This window comes from Leisingera sp. CC-HEC096, assembly GCF_059429235.1.
In genome coordinates this window covers 765,776-784,859 of record NZ_JCAIJS010000001.1, presented here as the reverse complement: position 1 = coordinate 784,859, position 19,084 = coordinate 765,776, and the positions used below count along the sequence as shown (strand labels likewise).

General features: G+C 64.6%; 15 protein-coding genes. 6 read left to right on the top strand and 9 right to left on the bottom strand.

Annotated features, from left to right (window positions below; genetic code table 11):
• Positions 1-100 precede the first annotated feature (100 nt).
• Positions 101-1,675, top strand: coding sequence for a choice-of-anchor L domain-containing protein (locus tag AC5STI_RS03940; RefSeq protein WP_495445660.1), 1,575 nt, complete (start codon positions 101-103; stop codon positions 1,673-1,675).
• 98 nt (positions 1,676-1,773) lie between these two features.
• Positions 1,774-2,121, top strand: a complete 348-nt coding sequence (locus AC5STI_RS03935; protein WP_495445659.1) for an excinuclease ABC subunit A — start codon at positions 1,774-1,776, stop codon at positions 2,119-2,121.
• Here AC5STI_RS03935 and AC5STI_RS03930 read toward each other — a convergent pair.
• Entirely contained in the window at positions 2,118-2,906 is a 789-nt protein-coding gene (locus tag AC5STI_RS03930) for a helix-turn-helix domain-containing protein (RefSeq protein ID WP_495445658.1), read from the bottom strand. The genes AC5STI_RS03935 and AC5STI_RS03930 overlap by 4 nt on opposite strands.
• Positions 2,907-3,028: 122 nt before the next feature.
• Between AC5STI_RS03930 and AC5STI_RS03925 the strand changes: the two genes are divergently transcribed.
• Positions 3,029-3,463 (top strand): excinuclease ABC subunit A, encoded by a 435-nt coding sequence (locus tag AC5STI_RS03925; RefSeq protein ID WP_495445657.1) that lies wholly within the window; start codon positions 3,029-3,031, stop codon positions 3,461-3,463.
• A 115-nt stretch (positions 3,464-3,578) separates the two neighbouring features.
• Here AC5STI_RS03925 and uvrA read toward each other — a convergent pair whose 3' ends face one another.
• The 3 genes from uvrA to lpdA form a co-directional block, all read right to left on the bottom strand.
• Positions 3,579-6,437, bottom strand: a complete 2,859-nt coding sequence (uvrA, locus tag AC5STI_RS03920; protein ID WP_495445656.1) for an excinuclease ABC subunit UvrA — start codon at positions 6,435-6,437, stop codon at positions 3,579-3,581.
• A gap of 256 nt (positions 6,438-6,693) precedes the next feature.
• Positions 6,694-7,863, bottom strand: coding sequence for an MFS transporter (locus tag AC5STI_RS03915; protein WP_495445655.1), 1,170 nt, complete (start codon positions 7,861-7,863; stop codon positions 6,694-6,696).
• Positions 7,864-7,967: 104 nt separating this feature from the next.
• Positions 7,968-9,362 (bottom strand): dihydrolipoyl dehydrogenase, encoded by a 1,395-nt coding sequence (gene lpdA / locus AC5STI_RS03910; RefSeq protein ID WP_495445654.1) that lies wholly within the window; start codon positions 9,360-9,362, stop codon positions 7,968-7,970.
• A 194-nt stretch (positions 9,363-9,556) separates the two neighbouring features.
• Between lpdA and AC5STI_RS03905 the strand changes: the two genes are divergently transcribed.
• Positions 9,557-9,991 (top strand): hypothetical protein, encoded by a 435-nt coding sequence (locus tag AC5STI_RS03905; protein WP_495445653.1) that lies wholly within the window; start codon positions 9,557-9,559, stop codon positions 9,989-9,991.
• Positions 9,992-9,998: 7 nt separating this feature from the next.
• Here the strand turns inward: AC5STI_RS03905 and AC5STI_RS03900 are convergent, their stop codons facing one another.
• The 5 genes from AC5STI_RS03900 to AC5STI_RS03880 all read right to left on the bottom strand — a co-directional run bounded on the left by AC5STI_RS03900 (position 9,999) and on the right by AC5STI_RS03880 (position 17,365).
• Complete coding sequence (locus tag AC5STI_RS03900) at positions 9,999-10,454, bottom strand: GFA family protein (protein WP_495445652.1); 456 nt, start codon at positions 10,452-10,454, stop codon at positions 9,999-10,001.
• A 138-nt stretch (positions 10,455-10,592) separates the two neighbouring features.
• A complete protein-coding gene (locus AC5STI_RS03895) occupies positions 10,593-11,171 on the bottom strand; it encodes a DUF924 family protein (RefSeq protein WP_475051869.1) in 579 nt (192 codons plus the stop codon).
• A 138-nt stretch (positions 11,172-11,309) separates the two neighbouring features.
• Complete coding sequence (locus tag AC5STI_RS03890; RefSeq protein ID WP_495445651.1) at positions 11,310-12,584, bottom strand: MFS transporter; 1,275 nt, start codon at positions 12,582-12,584, stop codon at positions 11,310-11,312.
• A 167-nt stretch (positions 12,585-12,751) separates the two neighbouring features.
• Positions 12,752-13,837 (bottom strand): tRNA preQ1(34) S-adenosylmethionine ribosyltransferase-isomerase QueA, encoded by a 1,086-nt coding sequence (gene queA / locus AC5STI_RS03885; RefSeq protein ID WP_495445650.1) that lies wholly within the window; start codon positions 13,835-13,837, stop codon positions 12,752-12,754.
• A gap of 60 nt (positions 13,838-13,897) precedes the next feature.
• Positions 13,898-17,365 carry a YhdP family protein gene (locus AC5STI_RS03880; protein ID WP_495445649.1) on the bottom strand — a complete coding sequence of 1,156 codons (3,468 nt, stop codon included), beginning with the start codon at positions 17,363-17,365 and terminating at the stop codon, positions 13,898-13,900.
• Between the two features lie 49 nt (positions 17,366-17,414).
• Between AC5STI_RS03880 and AC5STI_RS03875 the strand changes: the two genes are divergently transcribed.
• The gene (locus tag AC5STI_RS03875; RefSeq protein ID WP_495445648.1) at positions 17,415-17,876 is read left to right on the top strand and encodes a peroxiredoxin; all 462 of its coding nucleotides are present in this window, start codon (positions 17,415-17,417) and stop codon (positions 17,874-17,876) included.
• Positions 17,877-18,158: 282 nt separating this feature from the next.
• Entirely contained in the window at positions 18,159-19,001 is an 843-nt protein-coding gene (locus AC5STI_RS03870; RefSeq protein WP_495445647.1) for a ferritin-like domain-containing protein, read from the top strand.
• The last annotated feature ends 83 nt before the right edge of the window (positions 19,002-19,084 follow it).

Sequence of the window (19,084 nt, the reverse complement as noted above, 5' to 3'; positions counted from 1 at the left end):
CCAGATTTCGGGCACCAGCCTGCCACAGTTCTGTCCAAGTTCGGCACCATTCCGGTAAGCAACCGCAAATCCTTGCACACCCGGAGGCAAGAAGCCCGAAATGGCCACGGCAACGGAACTGAACATCAACACTTCCGCCACCGCCACCCAGATGGCGGAGGAGATCTTTGGCGACGGCGTCACCGTCACCAGCGCCAGCTACAGCGGCGATGATCTGTCATCGGGCATCTATTCGGGCGCCGACACCAGCACGCCTGGCGTGGCGCCCGCCGACTCGGGTGTGATCCTGTCAACGGGTTATGCCCGTGACTTCACCAACAGTGACGGCTCCGCCAATACCAATGTCCGCGCCAACACCAGCACCAACACCTCCGGCGTAGACCGGGACGCTGACTTTGATGCCCTGGCCGGTGCCGCCACCCGCGACGCCTCCTTCATGGAGATCGAGTTCATCCCGGACGGCGACACGCTGACCATCGACTTCGTGCTCTCCTCGGAGGAATACCCCGAGTTCATCAACTCCCAGTACAACGACGTCGTCGGCGTCTGGGTGAACGGGGTTGAAGCGCAAGTGTCCATCGGCGACGGCACCGCCTCGATCGGCAATATCAACGGCGGCACTGAAAACATCTACGTCGACAATACCGGTGACCAGTTCAACACTGAAATGGACGGCTTCACCATCACCCTGACCTTCGTCGCCCCGGTGAATGCAGGCGAGACCAATACCCTCAAGATCGGTGTCGCCGACACCTCCGACAGCAGCTACGACTCCAACCTGCTGATTGCCGGCGGCTCAGTGCAGACGGCCGTGGTCGCGCAGGATGACCAGGAGGATATCGCGGTCAACAAAACCAGGGTTATTGATGTCCTGGAAAACGACAGCACCGCTGCCGGCGGCACTCTGACCATCACCCATATCAATGATCAGGCGGTTTCCGCCGGTGATACGGTCACCCTGACAACCGGCCAGGAAATCACCCTGAATGACGACGGCACCCTGACTGTTGTCACTGACGGCGACCTGGAAACCGTCTATTTCAATTACACGGCGGACAACGGCCAGGGCAATTCGGACACCGGTCTGGTGGAGATCAACCAGACGGTACCCTGTTTCCTGCGCGGCACCATGATCCGGGTTCCAGGCGGCGAGATCGCGGTCGAGGATCTGCGCCCCGGCATGGAAGTTCTGACCTACGACAATGGCCCCCAGACGTTGCAATGGATCGGCAGCCGCCGCGCTGATTGCACACCCGGCACCGCCCCTATCCGCTTTGCCGCGGGCAGCTTTGGCAACACCCGCGACCTCTATGTCTCGCCCCAGCACCGGATGGTGGTGTCCGGAGCGCTGGCGGAGCTGCTGTTCGGCGAAAACGAAGTCCTGGTAAAGGCCAAGGATCTGGTCAACGACAAGACCATCCGCCCGGCGCTGGATCTGGCGCAGGCGGAGTATTTCCACTTGCTGTTCGGCAGCCACCAGATTCTCTGGGCCAACGGCGCCCTCAGCGAGAGCTATCAGCCCGGTCCGGAAACGGCCGAGGGCTTTGATGCGGAAACGCAGGCGGAAATCCGCGAGTTGTTCCCGGATCTTTGCGCAAAAACCGGCCGCGGCTGCGGCGCCGCGGCCCGGCTGTCGCTGCGCAGCTTCGAAGCGCGGGTTATTGCCGCCGCGTAAGCGGCAACCGGCAGCCTGCCGCCACCCCTTTGCGTGTGCTCTTGGAATTGCCGCACGGGCGGTTATTTGGAGGGCAGCGAAGAAAGGATCCGCTGTAAATGGTACGCCGTCACCTTGTTCCCCTCACCGTTCTTGCCGCCGCCTGTGCGGTGGCGATTCCGCTGGCGGCCGGCAATGGTTTTGACACCCCGGTGCAGGCAAGCTTCCAGTGCCCGCATGTCATGGCTAAGAAGTCCGGCTATTGCGTGCCACCGGGCCAGGCCAAGAAATTCTACCGCCGCGGCGACCACATCCTGGACAACTATACCTTTATCGGCAAGCCCGGCGGCTGGGCGCCCGACCCCTACGGCAGCTATGTTCAGGCAGGCGGCTATGTGTACCAGGTCAACCGGGAAACGCATAAAGTGCTGCGGCTGATCGGCGCTGAGTCTGAGCTGAAAAACTAAGTGGCAGAGTCGGCGGCCCGCTGCCCGGCCATCATTTGCATAGCCGTCCGCGTGCCCTCATCGGCCGGGAACAGCATCTCGATACGCAGTTCCGTCATCGCCAGATCGCCGGTGCCGCCGAACTGGGTGATGGTGGAAAAGAACGACAGCACCTGCCCGCCCAGACGGTAGCGGGCCGGGATCACCGCGGGCAGCACGCCTTCGCACAGCGCTGCCGCCGTCACATTCCGCTGCAACTGCTCTATCGCCTGTTCCAATACCGGATCGGCCCCAAAGTGGGCCAGTTCGGTCCGAAGCCGCGCCAGGCTGTGCCGTTCGACGTCTTCCAGATTGTCCAGCGCCGCCCGCAGCGCTGCGTTCTCCAGCAGCGCTTCGATCAGGCTGTCACCGGGTTTGAGCCCCGTTGCGTCCAGCATCATCGCCGCTGCCCGGTTCAGGCGCAGCAGCTGCCAATGGCGGCCAAGAACCATCGCCGGAAACGGCTCATGGCTTGCCAGCATCTGTTCAGCAGCCTGCCACAGCGGTGCCAGTTCCTCATCCTCCAGCGGCCGCTGCACATAGGCCGGCGCCAGGCCTGCCGCTGTCAGCAGCTGGTTGCGGGCCGCGGCAGGCACCTGCAGCTCATCGATCAGCCGCAGCACCATGCCCCGGCTGGGCTGCGCCCGCCCGGTTTCCAGAAACGACAGATGCCGCGGCGACACTCCGGCGCTCAGCGCCAGCTCCATCTGGCTCAAGCGCCGGACCTGCCGCCATTTCTTCAAAGCCCCGCCAAATGCCGCCGCCATCGCTGCCTCCTGCCTTTGATCCACTCTACAGCAAGAGCTGCCGGAAACACTTACCTCCAAGGTAATTGAATTCACTCCCCCTCTGCCCGCAGGCTAAGGCCAGTTCAATACAGGAGGTCCCAATGACCCGCTCCGCTTCCGTCCGCTGGCTCAAAACCGCCGCGGTACTGTCCGCCGCCTTCGGCCTTGCCATGGTTCTGGCACTGGCCACACCGCTCTCACAGGCCCTCGGTTTCTTTCTGGACCTGGCCTTTCTGCCCTTGGATGGCGGGCAGAGGCTGGAACCCGGCCCCGCGTCGCTTATGACCGCCATCAGCGGCGGCCTGCTGTGCGGCTTCTGCGCGCTGATTTACCTGGTGACAGAGCATGTCTACTCTGCCAACCCGGCCCTGGGCCGCCGTCTCCTTATCCCGGCGCTCTTAGCCTGGTACATTCCCGACAGCCTCGGCTCCCTCGCCGCCGGCGCCTGGTTCAACGTGTTGATGAACTCGGCCTTCCTCGCCCTGTTCCTGGTGCCGCTGCTGCTGGCCCGCCCGTCAGCAGCGCAACCCGCATAAGAAAAGGGGCGTTTCAGCCCCCTTTCATCTTTCCTGAAATACTCCGGGGTGAATTGGCCAAAGGCCAAGAGGGGCAGCGCCCCCCTGCGCTCTAGTGCGGCGCAGCGCCCCGCCCTTATTCCGCCGCCACCTTCCGCGCCGCCAGAATGTCCTTCAGATAGCGCCCGGTATGGCTGCGCGGCTCATCCGCCACCGCCTCCGGCGTGCCCGCCGCCACGATCTCACCGCCGCCATCGCCGCCCTCCGGGCCGATGTCGATGATCCAGTCCGCGGTCTTGATTACATCCAGATTGTGCTCGATCACCACAACCGAGTTGCCCTGCTCCACCAGCTCATGCAGCACTTCCAAGAGCTTCTTTACATCCTCGAAATGCAGGCCGGTGGTCGGCTCGTCGAGAATGTACAGCGTCCGCCCGGTCGAGCGTTTCGACAGCTCCTTGGACAGCTTCACCCGCTGCGCCTCGCCGCCCGACAGCGTCGTCGCCTGCTGGCCCACCTTGATATAACCAAGGCCCACCCGCATCAGCGCGTCCATCTTGTCGCGGATCGCCGGCACCGCCTGGAAAAACTCCTGCGCATCCTCGACTGTCATATCCAGCACATCGGCAATGCTCTTGCCCTTGAACTTGATCTCCAGCGTCTCACGGTTATAGCGCGCGCCCTTGCAGGTCTCGCAGGTCACATAGACGTCAGGCAAAAAGTGCATCTCGATCTTGATGACGCCGTCACCCTGACATGCCTCGCAGCGCCCGCCCTTGACATTGAAGGAGAACCGCCCGGGCTTATACCCCCGCGCCTTTGCCTCCGGCAGGCCGGCAAACCAGTCGCGGATCGGTGTGAAGGCGCCGGTATAGGTCGCCGGGTTAGACCGCGGCGTGCGCCCGATCGGGCGCTGGTCGATGTCGATCACCTTGTCCAGATGCTCCAGCCCCTTGATGCTTTCGCAGGGCGCAGGCGTCTGGCGCGCACCGTTCAGGCGCATCGAGGCGGTCTTGAACAGCGTCTCGATGGTCAGCGTCGACTTGCCGCCGCCCGACACGCCGGTCACGCAGACGAACTTGCCCAGCGGGAACTCGGCGGTCACCTCTTTCAGGTTGTTCCCGGTGGCCTTGACCACCTTGATCTTCTTCTTGTTTCCCTTGCGCCGCTTGCCAGGCACCGTAATTTCCCGCGTCCCCGCCAGATACTGGCCGGTGATCGAGCCTGCGTCCGAGGCAATCGCCTGCGGCGTGCCGTGGCTCACCACCTCGCCGCCATGCACCCCGGCGCCGGGGCCAATGTCGAAGACGTAGTCCGCCTGCCGGATCATGTCCTCGTCATGCTCCACCACGATCACGGTGTTGCCCTGATCGCGCAGGTTCTTGAGGGTACCGATCAGACGGTCATTATCGCGCTGGTGCAAACCGATGGAAGGCTCGTCCAGCACATACAGCACCCCTGTCAGGCCGGAACCGATCTGCGAGGCCAGGCGGATACGCTGGCTCTCGCCCCCCGACAGCGTGCCGGAGTTGCGGCTCAGGGTCAGATATTCCAGCCCCACGTTGTTCAGGAAGCCCAGCCGCTCGCGGATTTCCTTGACGATGGCGCGGGCGATCTCCTGCTTCTGCTGGCTCAGATGGTTCGGCACATCCTCGATCCAGGCCAGTGCTTCGCGGATCGACTTCTGCACCACCTGCCCGACATGCACCCCGGCGATCTTGACCGCCAGCGCTTCATCCCGCAGCCGGTAGCCCTCGCAGTGGTGGCAGGGACGGTTGTTCTGGTACCGCTCGAATTCCTCGCGGATCCAGTTGGAATCGGTCTCGCGGTAGCGCCGCTCCATGTTCGGGATCACGCCCTCAAAGGTGCGTTCCACCTGGTAAACCCGGCCGCCTTCGTCATAGCGGAACTGGATCTCCTCCTCGCCCGAGCCATAGAGGAACACCTTCTGCACCTTCTCGGGCAGATCCTTCCATGCGGTATTCTTGTCGAACTGGTAATGCTTCGCGATGGCCTCGATGGTCTGCAGGAAGTAGGGCGACTTGCCCTTGCGCCAGGGCGCCAGCGCACCGTCATAGACCTTCAGCGACTGATCCGGCACCACCAGCCGCTCGTCAAAGAACAGCTCGACGCCCAGGCCGTCGCACTGCGGGCAGGCCCCGAAGGGCGCGTTGAAGGAGAACAGCCGCGGCTCAATCTCGGGGATGGTGAAACCACTGACCGGGCAGGCGAAATTCTCGCTGAATGTGATGCGTTCGGGATCGCCCTCCTTGGGCGCGGTCTCCAGAATGGCAATACCGTCAGCAAGGTCCAGCGCGGTGCGAAGCGAATCCGCCAGCCGCGTCTCCATGCCTTCGCGCACCACCAGGCGGTCGACCACCACGTCGATGTCATGGCGGAACTTCTTGTCCAGCACGGGCGGCTCGTCGAGCTCATAGAACTCCCCGTCCACTTTCACCCGCTGGAAACCCTGCTTGCGCAGCTCCAGGAATTCCTTCTTGTACTCGCCCTTGCGGTCGCGGACGATCGGCGCCAGCAGATAGCCGCGGGTGCCTTCCTCCATCTCCATGATCCGGTCGACCATGTCCTGCACCTGCTGCGCCTCGATCGGCAGCCCGGTGGCCGGGCTGTAGGGCGTGCCCGCGCGGGCAAACAGCAGACGCAGATAATCGTAGATCTCGGTCACCGTGCCCACGGTGGAGCGCGGATTCTTGGAGGTCGTCTTCTGTTCAATCGAAATCGCCGGGGACAGACCGCTGATGTGGTCCACATCCGGCTTTTCCATCATGTCGAGGAACTGGCGGGCATAGGCGCTCAGCGATTCCACATAGCGGCGCTGGCCCTCGGCATAGATGGTGTCGAACGCCAAGGACGACTTGCCCGAGCCGGACAGGCCGGTGATCACCACCAGCTCATCGCGCGGAATATCCACGTCGATGCTTTTGAGATTGTGCTCGCGCGCGCCGCGCACTTCGATGGATTTCAGCTCAGCCATAATGCCCCCGTACCCGCGCCCGCCGTACCCTTGGCGGACGAACGCCCTACAGATAGGGAATGCGATCGGAAACGCCAAGCCCCCATAAAGAACATATCGCGAACAAGAGGAAGTTTGCTGACAGCAGCTGGCAGCAGCCGGAACGCAGTGTCTGCCCGGTCCGGATTTCCCTGAAATCCGGCGCGCCGCGCATCGCGCGGCGCCACGCCCAACGGGAAGCGGTCCCCCAGGGGGCCGGTGACGGGCGGGAGTACCTCTAAGCCAAAGCGCGCCGCCGGGCGGACAGCAGCACATGCACCGCCGCGCCGCATAAAAACAGCACCAGAACCGCAGCCATCATGCCGCCGAATCCCGCCGCCGACAGCGACAGCACCATCAGCGGGGTGCCGATCGTGTTGCCCAGGTTGCCCATCTGCGCCATCGCGCCGCTGGCCTGCGCCCGCGACGCGGCGGTTTCATTCAGCTGCGGCACCGCGGCAAAGGAGCCGCCCTGCACCAGCCCCATCGCACCGGCCATGGCGATACAGGCCAGCGGCGCACCGGGCACAGCCCACAGCCACAGGGCCGCCGCCGCACAGGCCAGAAACCCCAATTGCGCCAGCCGCACCCCCGGCAGGTACCGCAGCAGGAAAACTCCAATAGTCATCGACACCGCAATGCTCGCCAGCGGCATCATCCCCAGCACGAAACTGCGCGCCCCCTCTGCGATATACGGCGGGATCACCGTCAGCACCGCGACAAAGCAGCAGGTGTAGAACAGCCAGCCCGCAGCAGGCGCCGAAATCCAGGGCGAGCGGTAAACCGGCAGATGCAATCCCGGCAGTTCCGCCAGCCGCGGCAGCGGCGTCCGCTCCGGCACGGGAACTGCGCGCAAGGCCAGGCCGAGCAGAACCGCCAGCCCTGCCATCACCGCCGCATGAGCGCCGAACAGCGCCAGCAGCCCCCAGGCGCGCACCAGCGGCAGGCCGGCCCAGGCCAGCAACGTAAAGGCGACGGCAAAGAACGTGCTCCACAAGGTCATCGCCAGCCCCCGGCCCCGGTCCGAACTCAGCTGAGCAATCAGCACCGGCCCCGCCACCACAATGCCGAGGTGCGACAGCCCCTCGACCACACGGGTGGCCAGGAACAAGCCGAACGGCAGATGCAGCGCCTGCAAGGCAGACACCGCCGCCCCGGCCCACAACGCCCAGACCAGCGTGCGCCGGTAGCCAAAGGCAGCGGCATACAGCCCCGCCACCGCGCCCAGCAAAATGCCCAGCGTGCCCACCAGCGAGACGGAAAAGCTGAGCGCCGTGCCCGCCTGCGGATACAGCTCGCCCATGCGACCGAAGATCACCGAGATCTTGCCGTATTGCGCCGCGGCCCCCAGCCCCGCGGCCCAAACCGCCAGGATCAGCCCCCAGCGGGAGTTTCCGCCATCCGTCAAATGTCCGCCCTCAAATAGAAAAAGCAGGCACGCACCGCGCCTGCTTTCCCTGTCCTGCCTGCTATCGCCGCCCGCGGCAAGGGCCGCGGTGCGGGAATGCTGCGTCACATATGGATGACGCGGTCAAAGGCATCGAGCACCGATTCATGCATCATCTCGCTCAGCGTCGGATGCGGGAAGACGGTGTTCATGAGGTCTTCCTCGGTGGTTTCCAGCTGGCGGCCCACCACATAGCCCTGAATCATCTCGGTCACCTCGGCGCCGACCATATGGGCGCCCAGCAGTTCGCCGGTCTTGGCGTCAAAGATGGTTTTCACCATGCCCTCGGCCTCACCCAGCGCAATTGCCTTGCCGTTGCCGATGAAGGGGAAGCGGCCGACCTTGATGTCATAGCCCAGCTCCTTGGCCTTCGCCTCGGTATAGCCGACGGAGGCCACCTGCGGCTGGCAGTAGGTGCAGCCCGCGATGCTCTCGGGCTTCACAGGATGCGCGTGTTTGCCCGCGATCAGTTCGGCCACCATCACGCCCTCATGGGACGCCTTATGCGCCAGCCAGGGCGCACCGGCGATGTCGCCGATCGCATAGAGGCCATCAACACCGGTGCGGCAGTACTCGTCAGTCACCACATGGGTGCGGTCGACCTTGACGCCCAGCTCTTCCAGGCCCAGGCCCTCGACGTTGCCGACGATGCCAACGGCAGAGATCACGGTGTCGAATTCCTGCTTCTCGACCTTGCCGCCGACTTCGATATGAGCCGTTACCTTGCCCTTGCCGCGGTCCAGCTGCTTGACCATGGCTTTCTCCATGATCTTCATGCCCTGCTTGACAAAGGCCTTCTTGGCAAAGGCGGAAATCTCCGCATCTTCGACCGGCAGCACCCGGTCCATCACCTCAACCACCGTCGTTTCAGCACCCAGGGTGTTGTAGAAGCTTGCAAATTCGATACCGATGGCGCCGGAGCCGATCACCAGCAGCTTTTTTGGCATGCGGACGGGGTCCAGCGCGTGCTTGTAGGTCCAGACCAGATCGCCGTCCGCTTCCAGGCCCGGCAGCTCCCGCGCCCGCGCGCCGGTGGCCAGCACGATGTTCTTGGCGGTCAGATCCTGGGTGCCTTTGTCGGTCTTGACCGACACTTTGCCCTTGGCGGGGATCGCTGCCTCGCCCATGACCACGTCGATCTTGTTCTTCTTCATCAGGTGGCCGATGCCGGAGGACAGCTGTTTGGCCACCCCGCGCGAGCGTTTCACCACCGCGTCCAGGTCATATCCAACCTTTTCCGCCTTCAGACCGAAATCCTTGGCGCGCTCCATCAGGTGGAACACTTCCGACGAGCGCAGCAGCGCTTTGGTCGGGATGCAGCCCCAGTTCAGGCAGATGCCGCCCAGATGCTCGCGCTCGACCACGCAGGTCTTCAGCCCCAGCTGTGCTGCGCGGATGGCGGCAACATAGCCCCCCGGCCCGGCGCCGATTACGATCACGTCATAGGATTGTGCGGCCATGCTGTCCCCTCGCCTTGAACAGGATCAATAAAACTAGTTTACCGTTAAACTATTTCTTTCTGCACTGCAATCACCCTCTGCTGCGGCATAGCGGTCATGCGTTTTATGGCAGACTTCCGCTTGGCAGCGAGGCTGGTTCCGGGCCAGCATAAGCCGAAACATGTGCTGCAATCCACTGCCGGGAGCGGAAGACGATGACACGAACTGTTGCGGATCTTGCCAAGGCCCTAGTGAACGCCACCCTGATCCTGCTGGCGCTCTGCCTGTTCCTGGGATGGAAGCTGATGGCGGCGGCTGAGGCCGTCACCGCCAATGCGTCGGAGATTACCAGCCGCGTTGCCCCGCTGCAGACCGCCGCAACCGGGCTGCAGGAGGAATTGGCCAGCCTGCGCGCCGCCCTGCAGGACCCGCCCGGCCGGGACGGCGCCAACAGGCTCTCAGCGGCCCGGCTGGAGCGGGTGGAGGAGCGCCTGAACCAGCTGCAAGCGAATCTTGCCGGGGTCCGGCAGCTGCCGCTGCAGGCGGCCGAACAGGCCGCCCGCGCCGGCGCGGCAGAGCTTGCCGGCCGGATCATCCGCGCCGCGCCGATGCTGCGGGACGGCCGTGCCTGCCATCCGACCGAAGGCTGATCCTGCCTCAGCCCTTGGCGGCGTATGCGTCCAGCAGCGCGCCGAACTCCTCCATTGCGGGGAATTGCTCAAAGCTGTGGTCGGCCGCGACTTGGACGAAGGGAAGCCGTGCAGCGGTCCAGGTTTCAATGAACGGCCGGAACCAGCTGGTGTCTTCGAACATCACCGGACGCACGTTCACGAACCCCTCTACACCTGTGATGCGGGTGAACATCCATGTCATGCACTCCGGGCAGCAGTAGTGCGCCAGGTCTTCGCCCTTGGCGCCGCCAGCGGCCGGCGTGCCCTGCACCACCTCGAAGGCCTCCGCCGGAAACATCGCGGTCAGGGAAAACGCGCTGGCGCTCATCTTCTGGCAGCCGCGGCAGTGGCAGGCAGCGGTCAGCACCGGCGCGGCGGAAACCTCAATCACGGTAGAACCGCAGCGGCAGCTGCCGGTCATCTGAAAGCCTGCTGTGGTCACGGGGCGGTCCTCAATTGCTTATTTGGAAAACAAAGCCCCTCCCTGCCGCAGGCCGCCCAATGGCACAAGGGACCGGCCAAAAAAAATCGCCGCGCCCGGACCCGGGCACGGCGCTGCAAATTTCTGCCGGAGCCGGCGTCAGCCAGCCGCTTGCACCTGCCGCACGGTCTCGCCGTAGCCGCCCGCCATGACATAGTCGAGCTCGGGCCCGGTGCTGGCGCGGTGCAGCGCCTCATTGCGGTAGGGAAAGCGGCCGAACTGGCGGATCACTTCGCGGTGCGCGCGGGCATGCAGCAGGTTGCTGCCGCCGCTCTCAGGCATCCGCTCCATCATCAGCCGGATGCAGCGTTCCTGATCGCACAGGTTCTCCGAATGCATCAGCGGCAGATAGAAGAACTGCCGTGCCGGCTCGTCGATCTTCATGTCCCACTTCTTGTTGATCGCGACCTTGGCCGCTGACAGCGACGCTTGGTCGGAGGCAAACGCCTTACCCTCGCCGCGGAACATGTTGCGCGGGAACTGGTCCATCAGAATGATGTAGGCCAGCGTCCCGCTGGGGTAGGTTAGCCAGAAGGAAAATTTGCCCTCGCAGGCCTCCTGCCAGGTTTTCTGGAACTTCTTGCGGATCTCCTGATCCAGCGCGTCATCCTGCAGATACCATCCCTTCTCCCCGACCTCGTCGAGCCAGAATTCAAGTATCTCTTCGGGACCAGCCATCGGTCTTAACTCCAAGTTTTTCCTGACCCTGATTTCAGGCCATTTTACGTTGCCATTACAAGTAACCTTGGGTCACAAATTGCGACAGGCAAGACCTGGACGTGAAATAATCCTCACGAAAACGGCTGGTTAGCGCAATCAATTCTCCGCGGCGGCGGATTCCTGCTCCTCCAGTTCGGTCTCAATGGCGTATTCCTGGGCGAACTCCACCGCCACCGGCGAAGCGGTCGGCGACATCGCGGCATAGCTGCCGGTCTCCTCGACCGGGATCGAAGCGCGCTGGGTCGCGCGGTACAACGCATAGGCCGCCATCACGAACATCAGCGCGGCGATGAAGGTGAAAAAGCCCGGAGGCCCGAACACCGCGTCCCCCATCAGCCAGCCGGTGATCACCGGACCGGCAATCGCGCCAAGCCCGTTGATGAACACCAGCCCGCCCGACGCGGCCGCCATGTCGTCATGCTCCAGGTAGTCGTTGGTATAGGCGATCAGCAGCGAATAAAGCGGGTTCGACAGGCCGCCGATAAAGAAGGCCGCCACCAGCAGCATCTGGAAATTTCCGCCCAGCAGAAAGCCCGCCACAGCGGCGCAGCCGCCGATCAGCGAGACAAACAGGATCAGCACCCGGCGGTCCATCCGGTCGGAAATCCACCCCAGCGGATACTGAAGCACCGTTGCGCCGACATAGAAGGTAGCGATGAAGACCGACAGCTGGGTCAGGCTCATGCCTGCGGCTGAGCCGTAAACCGCGCTCATCCCGAACTGCGCCGAAAACACGCCGCCCAGCAGGAACATGCCAACGCAGCCCAGCGGCGAAATCTTCATCAGCTCCTTCAGCGTCATCGGCTTGGTGGTGTCAAAGGCAGGGGTCGGCTGGATCGACAGCAAAATCGGCGCAAAGGAAATCGAAACCAGGATCGAAGCGATGATGAAGGCTTCATAGCCCGCCGGGTCGCCGACCTGGATCAAGCCCTGCGCGGTGATGATGCCGATCATCTGCACGATCATGTACAGCGACAGCGCCTTGCCGCGGTTGGTGTTGTCGGCGGCGTTGTTCAGCCAGCTTTCGGCGGTCACATACACGCCGGAAAAGCAGAAGCCGATGATCATCCGCCCCAGCGCCCACGCGATGGTGTTGGGCAGCAGCGGATACAGGATCATCACCGCCGAGATAAAGGAGGCCAGCGCCGCAAAGACGCGCACGTGGCCGACCCGCCGGATCATCTCCGGCGCCAGCCGCGAACCGCCGAGGAAGCCGACGAAATAGGCCGCCATCACAAGGGACATCTCAAAGGAGGAGAACCCCTCCAGGTCGCCCCGGACCCCCAGCATGGTGCCCTGCAGTCCGTTGCCCACCATCAGCAGGCAAACGCCCAACAGCAGCGCCCAAGCGCTCGACAGTACCTGAAGCATTCCGACGCCTCCTTTGAAAGCAAAGCAGCCCTCCACAAGGGACGGGCTGCCTCCACATTTGAATGTTATGTCCGGGCGATCAAGGCTCGCGTGGCCGCTATCGCTGATTCTGATTTCAGTTTCATGACCCAGCGCACACGCTCACGGATCACGATCGCGGCGCTTGTCTATGGATTCGCGCCGCTTTTCTGATGCGGTTCCGCCTTCGCCGGCATCAAAAGCGACGCATCGCCATAAGAAAAGAACCGGTAGCCGCTGCTGACCGCATGTTCGTAGATGCGCCGGATCTCCTCTTGCCCCATCAGGGCGGAGACCAGCATCAGCAGGGTCGATTTCGGCAGATGGAAATTTGTCATCAGCGCATCGGCCACCTGGAACGTGAACCCGGGGTAGATAAAGATATCGGTGTCGCCTTCCCAAGCGTGGATTTGGCCGTCTTTCGCCGCGCTTTCGATCAGCCGCAGCGCGGTGGTGCCGACCGGGATGACCCGGCCGCCCGCCGCTTTGGTGGCAGTGATCTCCGACGCCGCTTCTTCGCTGACCTTGCCCCATTCCGCGTGCATCCGGTGGGTGGTCACATCCTCTACCTTGACCGGCAGGAAGGTGCCCGCGCCCACATGCAGGGTGACATAGCTGATCTCCACCCCGCGCGCCTTCAGCGCTTCCAGCAGCGGCTCGTCGAAGTGCAGCGAAGCGGTCGGCGCCGCCACCGCGCCTGAGTTGCGGGCCCAGACGGTCTGATAGTCGGTCTTGTCCTGATCATCGGCGGCGCGCTTCGCCGCGATATAGGGCGGCAGCGGCATCGCACCGGCCTCGGCCAGTGCGGCGTCGAAATCCGTGCCGCTGAGGTTGAAGCGCAGGTGCCCCTGGCCCTCGGCAATCTCCTCCAGCCTGGCGCTCAGGTCATCGGAGAAGATGATTTCCTCACCTGCCTTGATCTTCTTCAGGGGTTTCAGCAGCGCCGCCCAGGTGCCATCGGCCCGCGGCTCCAGCAGGGTCGCCTCGATCCTGGCCGCCACCGGCCCTTGAGCGCTGTCGCGGTGGCGCATCCCGCTGAGGCGCGCCGGGATCACCTTGGTGTCGTTCAGCACCAGCCGGTCGCCGGGCTGCAGCCACTGCACCAGATCGGCCACCTGCCCGTCGTGCAGGTTTCCGCCCTCGGCCACCAGCAGCCGGGCCGAGCTGCGCGGATTGGCAGGCCGGGTGGCAATCAGATCGTCGGGCAGGTCAAAGTCGAAATCGCTGAGTTTCATGGCGCGCGCTATAGGATGTGCTGCAGGGAAAATCTATGGCGATTTTCACCCCCAGCCAGTTTACTTGTTGGCCCCCGGCGGGGTTTGGACTTGCTCTTCTCCCTCCTCCAGGAGTTCCCCGTCGACGGAAAACGCTCTGTTGTCGCCGGGCACTTTCGGCGGCGGTCCTCGGAAGATCTCGCGCAGGAACCCCGGCGCCAGCCCCGCCAATGGGTTGACCGAGACAGAAGGATCGTCAGCGGTGCCCCGCAAGGTGAAAGTAAAGCCGAACAGCCCCTCGCCGTCCCTGGGCGACAGCACCCGCCCGATGGCATTGAGCAGATAGACCGGCGAGATCACCCCGCGCATGTTCAGACGGCTGCTGTTCAGATCAAAGTTGCCGTCAAGCGACAGCCCCATAGACGGCCCCACAGCGCTGCTTTGATGCAGGATCAGATGGGAGCCGCCGAGGCGGAACCGCCCGTCCATGCTGGTGAACAGAATGCCCTGCCCCGTCATCTCATCAAGCAGCCCGACCAGGCTGATCGCATTCAGAATTGCCGCCATAGACGGCGCGTTGCGCACCCGGATATTGCGGACGCTGACCCGCCCGTCATATTCGCCGGGCCGCTCCGCCGGGACCAGCGTCATGTCGAAACTGCCGCCGCGGCCATGCTCGAACACGCCGGCAGAGCGGAACACGCCGCCGGCATCATTGGCCCGGATACGCGCCGCGGTGCCATTGTTCTGCGGCACCACGGTGCCGGCCACCGGCGTCTGACCATTCAGCCGGGCGGTGAACTCCCCGTTCATGCCGCCGCCGGTGGAAAACCGGCCCTGAAAGCTTTGCAGCCCGATGCTGTCCGTGACCTGCAGATTCTGCAGACGCAGGCTGATGGGAACCGACGCTCCGCTGCTGGCGCCACCGCCGCCGCTGCCGGAGCTTGCCGAAAACGGTGAGCGGTTCAGATCCAGCCTGCCGCCGGTGACTTCAATCGCCGGTGCCGCGCTGCCGCGGCCGCGGAAGGTCACCGCGCCCTGAAACCAGTTGCCCACCCGCGCCGAGGAAAACACCGCCTCGTTCAGCCCGCCGCCCTCGCGGGTAGTCACCCGGCCAGTGGCCGATAGGCCGGGCGCCTGCAGTTCCAGCCGCTCGACGGTTGCGGTCCCGCCCAGTTCCGCCGACATCGACAGCTTCCCCGTCGCCGCTTCATTCTTGCGCCAGCCTATGTCCGCGATCCTGAGGCCAACGCCGGCCAGATCCGACTCCAGCTGCAGCTGCGGCGGTGCCCCGGGTTTCAGGTCAACTTCATAGCGGCCCTGCCCCGTACCGGAAACAGAGCCTCGCGGCAGGCCGATGTTGAAAGCCGAAACCGTTTCCGGCGACAGTTCGATAGTCCCCTCAACCCGGCTGTCCTGAGGGGCGTCCTTGCCAACCTTCTGCCCCCAGCTGGCGGTCAGCGGCACGCCCGACAGGCTGCCGCTGCCGCTGATGCGCACCTCACCCTGGTTTCCTTCGATCTTCAGCAAGGGGGCTGCTGCGGTATGGCCCGGCACCAGCTTGCTGGTCTCCACCGCCCGCGCCTCGCCGCGGTAATGGTACAGGATTTCCTCCGGCTGAACGCCTTTGCGCAGCGGCAGCGACAGCGTGCCCGTGGCCTCCACCTGCCCCTCCGCCAGATCGACCGGCAGCGAAGCCTTGTCCATTACTCTCAGGGGCTCGCGGTTCAGCAGCGACAGCGCCGCAGTCACTGAGCCCCGCGCAGCAATCCGGGCAATACCGGGCGTGCCGTCGCGCACAGTTGTGTCCGGGATGATGAAGGATGTGCCGGTCACATCCACATCACCGCCCTGGTCCGCAGTGACCACCCCCTTGGACGCGGTGACGACAAAACGGTTGCCGTAAAGGCTGAGCTGGCCTGCTGCGTCCCGCACCGGCGGCATGAACTTCTGAAACAGCACCTCGGCCTCTTCAAAGGCCAGGTCCAGGCTGACGAAGGGCTTGCCGCTGCCGCGCCCGCGCATGTGAAAGCCCACATCGCGCACCAGCCCCGCATGCAGGTTGTCGCGCACCCATTCGCGCGGTTTGGACGCCAGCGCCTCGGGCCACAGCTCCTTGACCCGTGCTACGCCGACCTGATCGACCCGCCCGTTCAGGTCGTAATCCCAGCCCTCAGGCCCGGCGCCGATCTCACCGTCAAAATGGATCAGGCTGCCGCCGTCGCGCACCAGCATCTCGCCCAGCCGCAGCCGGAAGGGTTTGAGCCTGAGGTCGAAATCCGCATCCACCCCCGGAAACTTCACGGGCGCCTCGAACAGCCGCCGCGGGTTCAGTTCCAGATCGGTAAAGCGCAGCTGGCCGGTCAGCCCGGTAAGCTGGCCGTTCCGGATACCGGCAAGGCTGGCCTGCCCCTGCATCACACCGGAGCCCCAACCGCTTTGCACGCTGAGTTCGGCGAACTCCAGCACCTCGCGTGCCGGATCATAAGTGAAATAGCTGCGCGCGCCGGTGATCGGCACCGGGCGGGTCTGGGCTTCCGGCTGGATCACCCCCTCGCCGATCCGCAGGCTGGCCTGCACCGGCTCAAGCGCGCCATCGCTGCGGACGCCGCCGCGCAAGGAGCCGGAAATCGGCGCCCGCAGCACCCCCAGCCAGCCAAGCGCCGGACTTTGCAAGGCGATGTCCTCGCTGGCGATCTCTGAGACAAGAACCCCGAATTCGGCCTCCGGGCTGCCGATCTCCGAGGTATAGCTGGCCTCGACAGAACCCACATCGCCGCGCCCGCTCAATACAGAGAACACTGCCGAGGCCGACAGCGAACTGCCGCTTTTCTGCAGCCGGATCTGGCCGCCGTCCAGGGTCCAGGCGCGGCCCAAGCGGTCATCGGTGTAGGACAGCGTCAGTTCGCTGGTCTCCACGCCCCGCAGCGCCGCCAGAACGGGTTTGTCCAGCTGGCTGTCCCACTGCTTGATCAGCTCCACCAAATTACCCGCCTGCCGCGTTGGCAGCCCGCCGCTGGCAAAGCTCAGCGCCAGGGTGCCGTCCGGATTGCGCCGCAAAACCGCGAACAGACCGCTGAGCGAAATCTGTTTGGGCTGGACCTGGCCGCGCAGCAGCGGCCGCATCGCCAGGCTCGCCTGGGCATCCGCCAGCTGGGCAAACACCGCGCCGTCCGGATGGCGCAGCACCACGTCCTTGAGGCTGACCCGCGGCCGCCAGCCCTTGTTCACGACCACATGGATGGCGCCGAATTCGATCTGCAACCCGTTAAGGTGCCGCTCGATCCGGGTTTCAACCCGCTGACGCACCCACTCCGGCGCGTCCAGCCGGGTGCCAAGACCGAAATAGATGGCGCCAGCGCTCAGGAAGCTCAGCAGCGCCAACAGCCAGACGGCACCGCGCAGCAGCCGCCAGCGCAAGCGCCTCTGCGCGGGCGCCGCGAGGCCCGCGTCCGGGCCCGGCTCCGGGCCGCGCACAGGCACGGCCTCAGCCGCAGTGCCGTTATTCTCGCCGGCGGGTTTGATCTCAGCTTTCCCTTCGCTGCTCATGGGTTATGGTTGCGGCGCAGTGATTTGCGCAAATTACGGAGACAGGCCGATGCCCGACGTTTCAGATCCCGCCCCTTCCTTTACCCTGCCCCGCAGCGGCGGCGGAGAGGTCACATTGTCCAGCCTCAAGGGCGCGCCCGTGGTGCTGTTTTTCTACCCCCGCGATGATACTCCCGGCTGCACCAAAGAATCCATCGGCTTTTCAGAGGCTTTGCAGTCATTTGCCGATGCCGGGGCTCACGTGTTCGGGATCTCCAAGGACACGGTAGCCAAACACGATAAGTTCACTGCCAAACACGGGCTGACCACGCCGCTCTTGTCCGATGCAGAGGGCACGGTGTGCGAGGATTACGGCGTCTGGAAGGAGAAGAACATGTACGGCAAGAAGTTCTGGGGGATCGAACGCTCGACCTTCCTGATAGATGCCGAGGGCCGGATCGCCCAGGCCTGGCGCAAGGTCAAGGTCGACGGCCACGTGGATGAGGTGCTGGCAGCCGTCCAGGCGCTTTGAGGCGCTTCCGCTCTCAGGCCTAGCGGGCACTCCCGCCAGTTCGGCCCGCGCCCTGACGGGCGCAGCCCTCGCTGTTGGGCCCGGCGCCGCCCAAGCGGGCGGCGCGCACCGCGCGGAACGCGCGGTGCCAGGCCCAAGGCCGCCAGGGGGATCAGCCCGCTGATCTTCCGCGGGCGCGGGAGCGCTTCTCTTCCGCGGGCGCGGGAGCGCTTCCGTTTCCGCTCTGGACTCCGCCGCCTGAATCAGGTGAACCCGGGCCAGCCGCTGCAACAGGAGACCCGCATGACCGATCAGCCCCTAACGCTCGCAGAACGCGCCGCCGAGGTGCTGAACACCGCGGACGGCCGGCAAAAGACAGCGCTGTCGCGCCGCCATGCAGCCGAGTGGTTCGCCTTCCGCAATGGCACCGGGCCGGACATCGCAATCGGCACCGCGTCACCGCCCATGCACCCGGCCCGGCCCGATAAGCCTGAGCTGCTGCATCCCCGCGACGTGCCCAAGCGCAAGCCGGGGTCAGAGGCGGGCCGCATCGCGCTGCTGCACGCCGTGGCCCATATCGAACTGAACGCCGTCGACCTGCACTGGGACATCATTGCCCGCTTTTCCCATGTGCCGATGCCGATGGGATTCTTTGATGACTGGGTGAAGGCAGCGGATGAGGAATCCAAGCATTTCAACCTGATGTGCGACTGCCTTGAAGCGCTGGGCAGCCACTACGGCGCCCTCCCGGCCCACGCCGGCATGTGGCGCGCGGCGGAGGACACGGCGGAGGACCTCATGGGCCGCCTGGCGGTGGTGCCAATGGTGCTGGAGGCGCGCGGGCTGGATGTGACGCCCGGCATGATCGAAATCTTCCGCAAGGCGCAGCTCACCCAGGCGGTTGACGCGCTGGAGGTGATCTATGCCGAGGAGGTCGGCCATGTCGCCTATGGCTCCAAGTGGTTCAACTTCCTTTGCGGCCGGGACAACCTGGACCCCAAGGAGGTGTTTCATGCGCTGGTGCGCAAATACTTCCACGGCGCCCTGAAACCGCCCTTCAACGAGGAGAAGCGCGCCGATGCCGGGCTGCCGCCGGATTTCTACTGGCCGCTGGCCGATCAGGCGCGGGACCTGCCGGGCCGCTGAGCCCCGGCGGCGCGCCTTGCCGGCCGCAGCCGCCTTTACCGGACTGCCGCAGCCGCCTAGACTGGGACATCTGGACAACCGGG

Coding starts and splice junctions, on each gene's coding strand:
- AC5STI_RS03890 (WP_495445651.1), bottom strand. CDS start 12,584: ATGCTTCAGGTACTGTCGAGCGCTTGGGCGCTGCTGTTGGGCGTTTGC.
- AC5STI_RS03895 (WP_475051869.1), bottom strand. CDS start 11,171: ATGGCTGGTCCCGAAGAGATACTTGAATTCTGGCTCGACGAGGTCGGG.
- AC5STI_RS03880 (WP_495445649.1), bottom strand. CDS start 17,365: ATGAGCAGCGAAGGGAAAGCTGAGATCAAACCCGCCGGCGAGAATAAC.
- AC5STI_RS03905 (WP_495445653.1), top strand. CDS start 9,557: ATGACACGAACTGTTGCGGATCTTGCCAAGGCCCTAGTGAACGCCACC.
- AC5STI_RS03925 (WP_495445657.1), top strand. CDS start 3,029: ATGACCCGCTCCGCTTCCGTCCGCTGGCTCAAAACCGCCGCGGTACTG.
- lpdA (WP_495445654.1), bottom strand. CDS start 9,362: ATGGCCGCACAATCCTATGACGTGATCGTAATCGGCGCCGGGCCGGGG.
- AC5STI_RS03870 (WP_495445647.1), top strand. CDS start 18,159: ATGACCGATCAGCCCCTAACGCTCGCAGAACGCGCCGCCGAGGTGCTG.
- AC5STI_RS03940 (WP_495445660.1), top strand. CDS start 101: ATGGCCACGGCAACGGAACTGAACATCAACACTTCCGCCACCGCCACC.
- AC5STI_RS03875 (WP_495445648.1), top strand. CDS start 17,415: ATGCCCGACGTTTCAGATCCCGCCCCTTCCTTTACCCTGCCCCGCAGC.
- AC5STI_RS03935 (WP_495445659.1), top strand. CDS start 1,774: ATGGTACGCCGTCACCTTGTTCCCCTCACCGTTCTTGCCGCCGCCTGT.
- AC5STI_RS03930 (WP_495445658.1), bottom strand. CDS start 2,906: ATGGCGGCGGCATTTGGCGGGGCTTTGAAGAAATGGCGGCAGGTCCGG.
- queA (WP_495445650.1), bottom strand. CDS start 13,837: ATGAAACTCAGCGATTTCGACTTTGACCTGCCCGACGATCTGATTGCC.
- uvrA (WP_495445656.1), bottom strand. CDS start 6,437: ATGGCTGAGCTGAAATCCATCGAAGTGCGCGGCGCGCGCGAGCACAAT.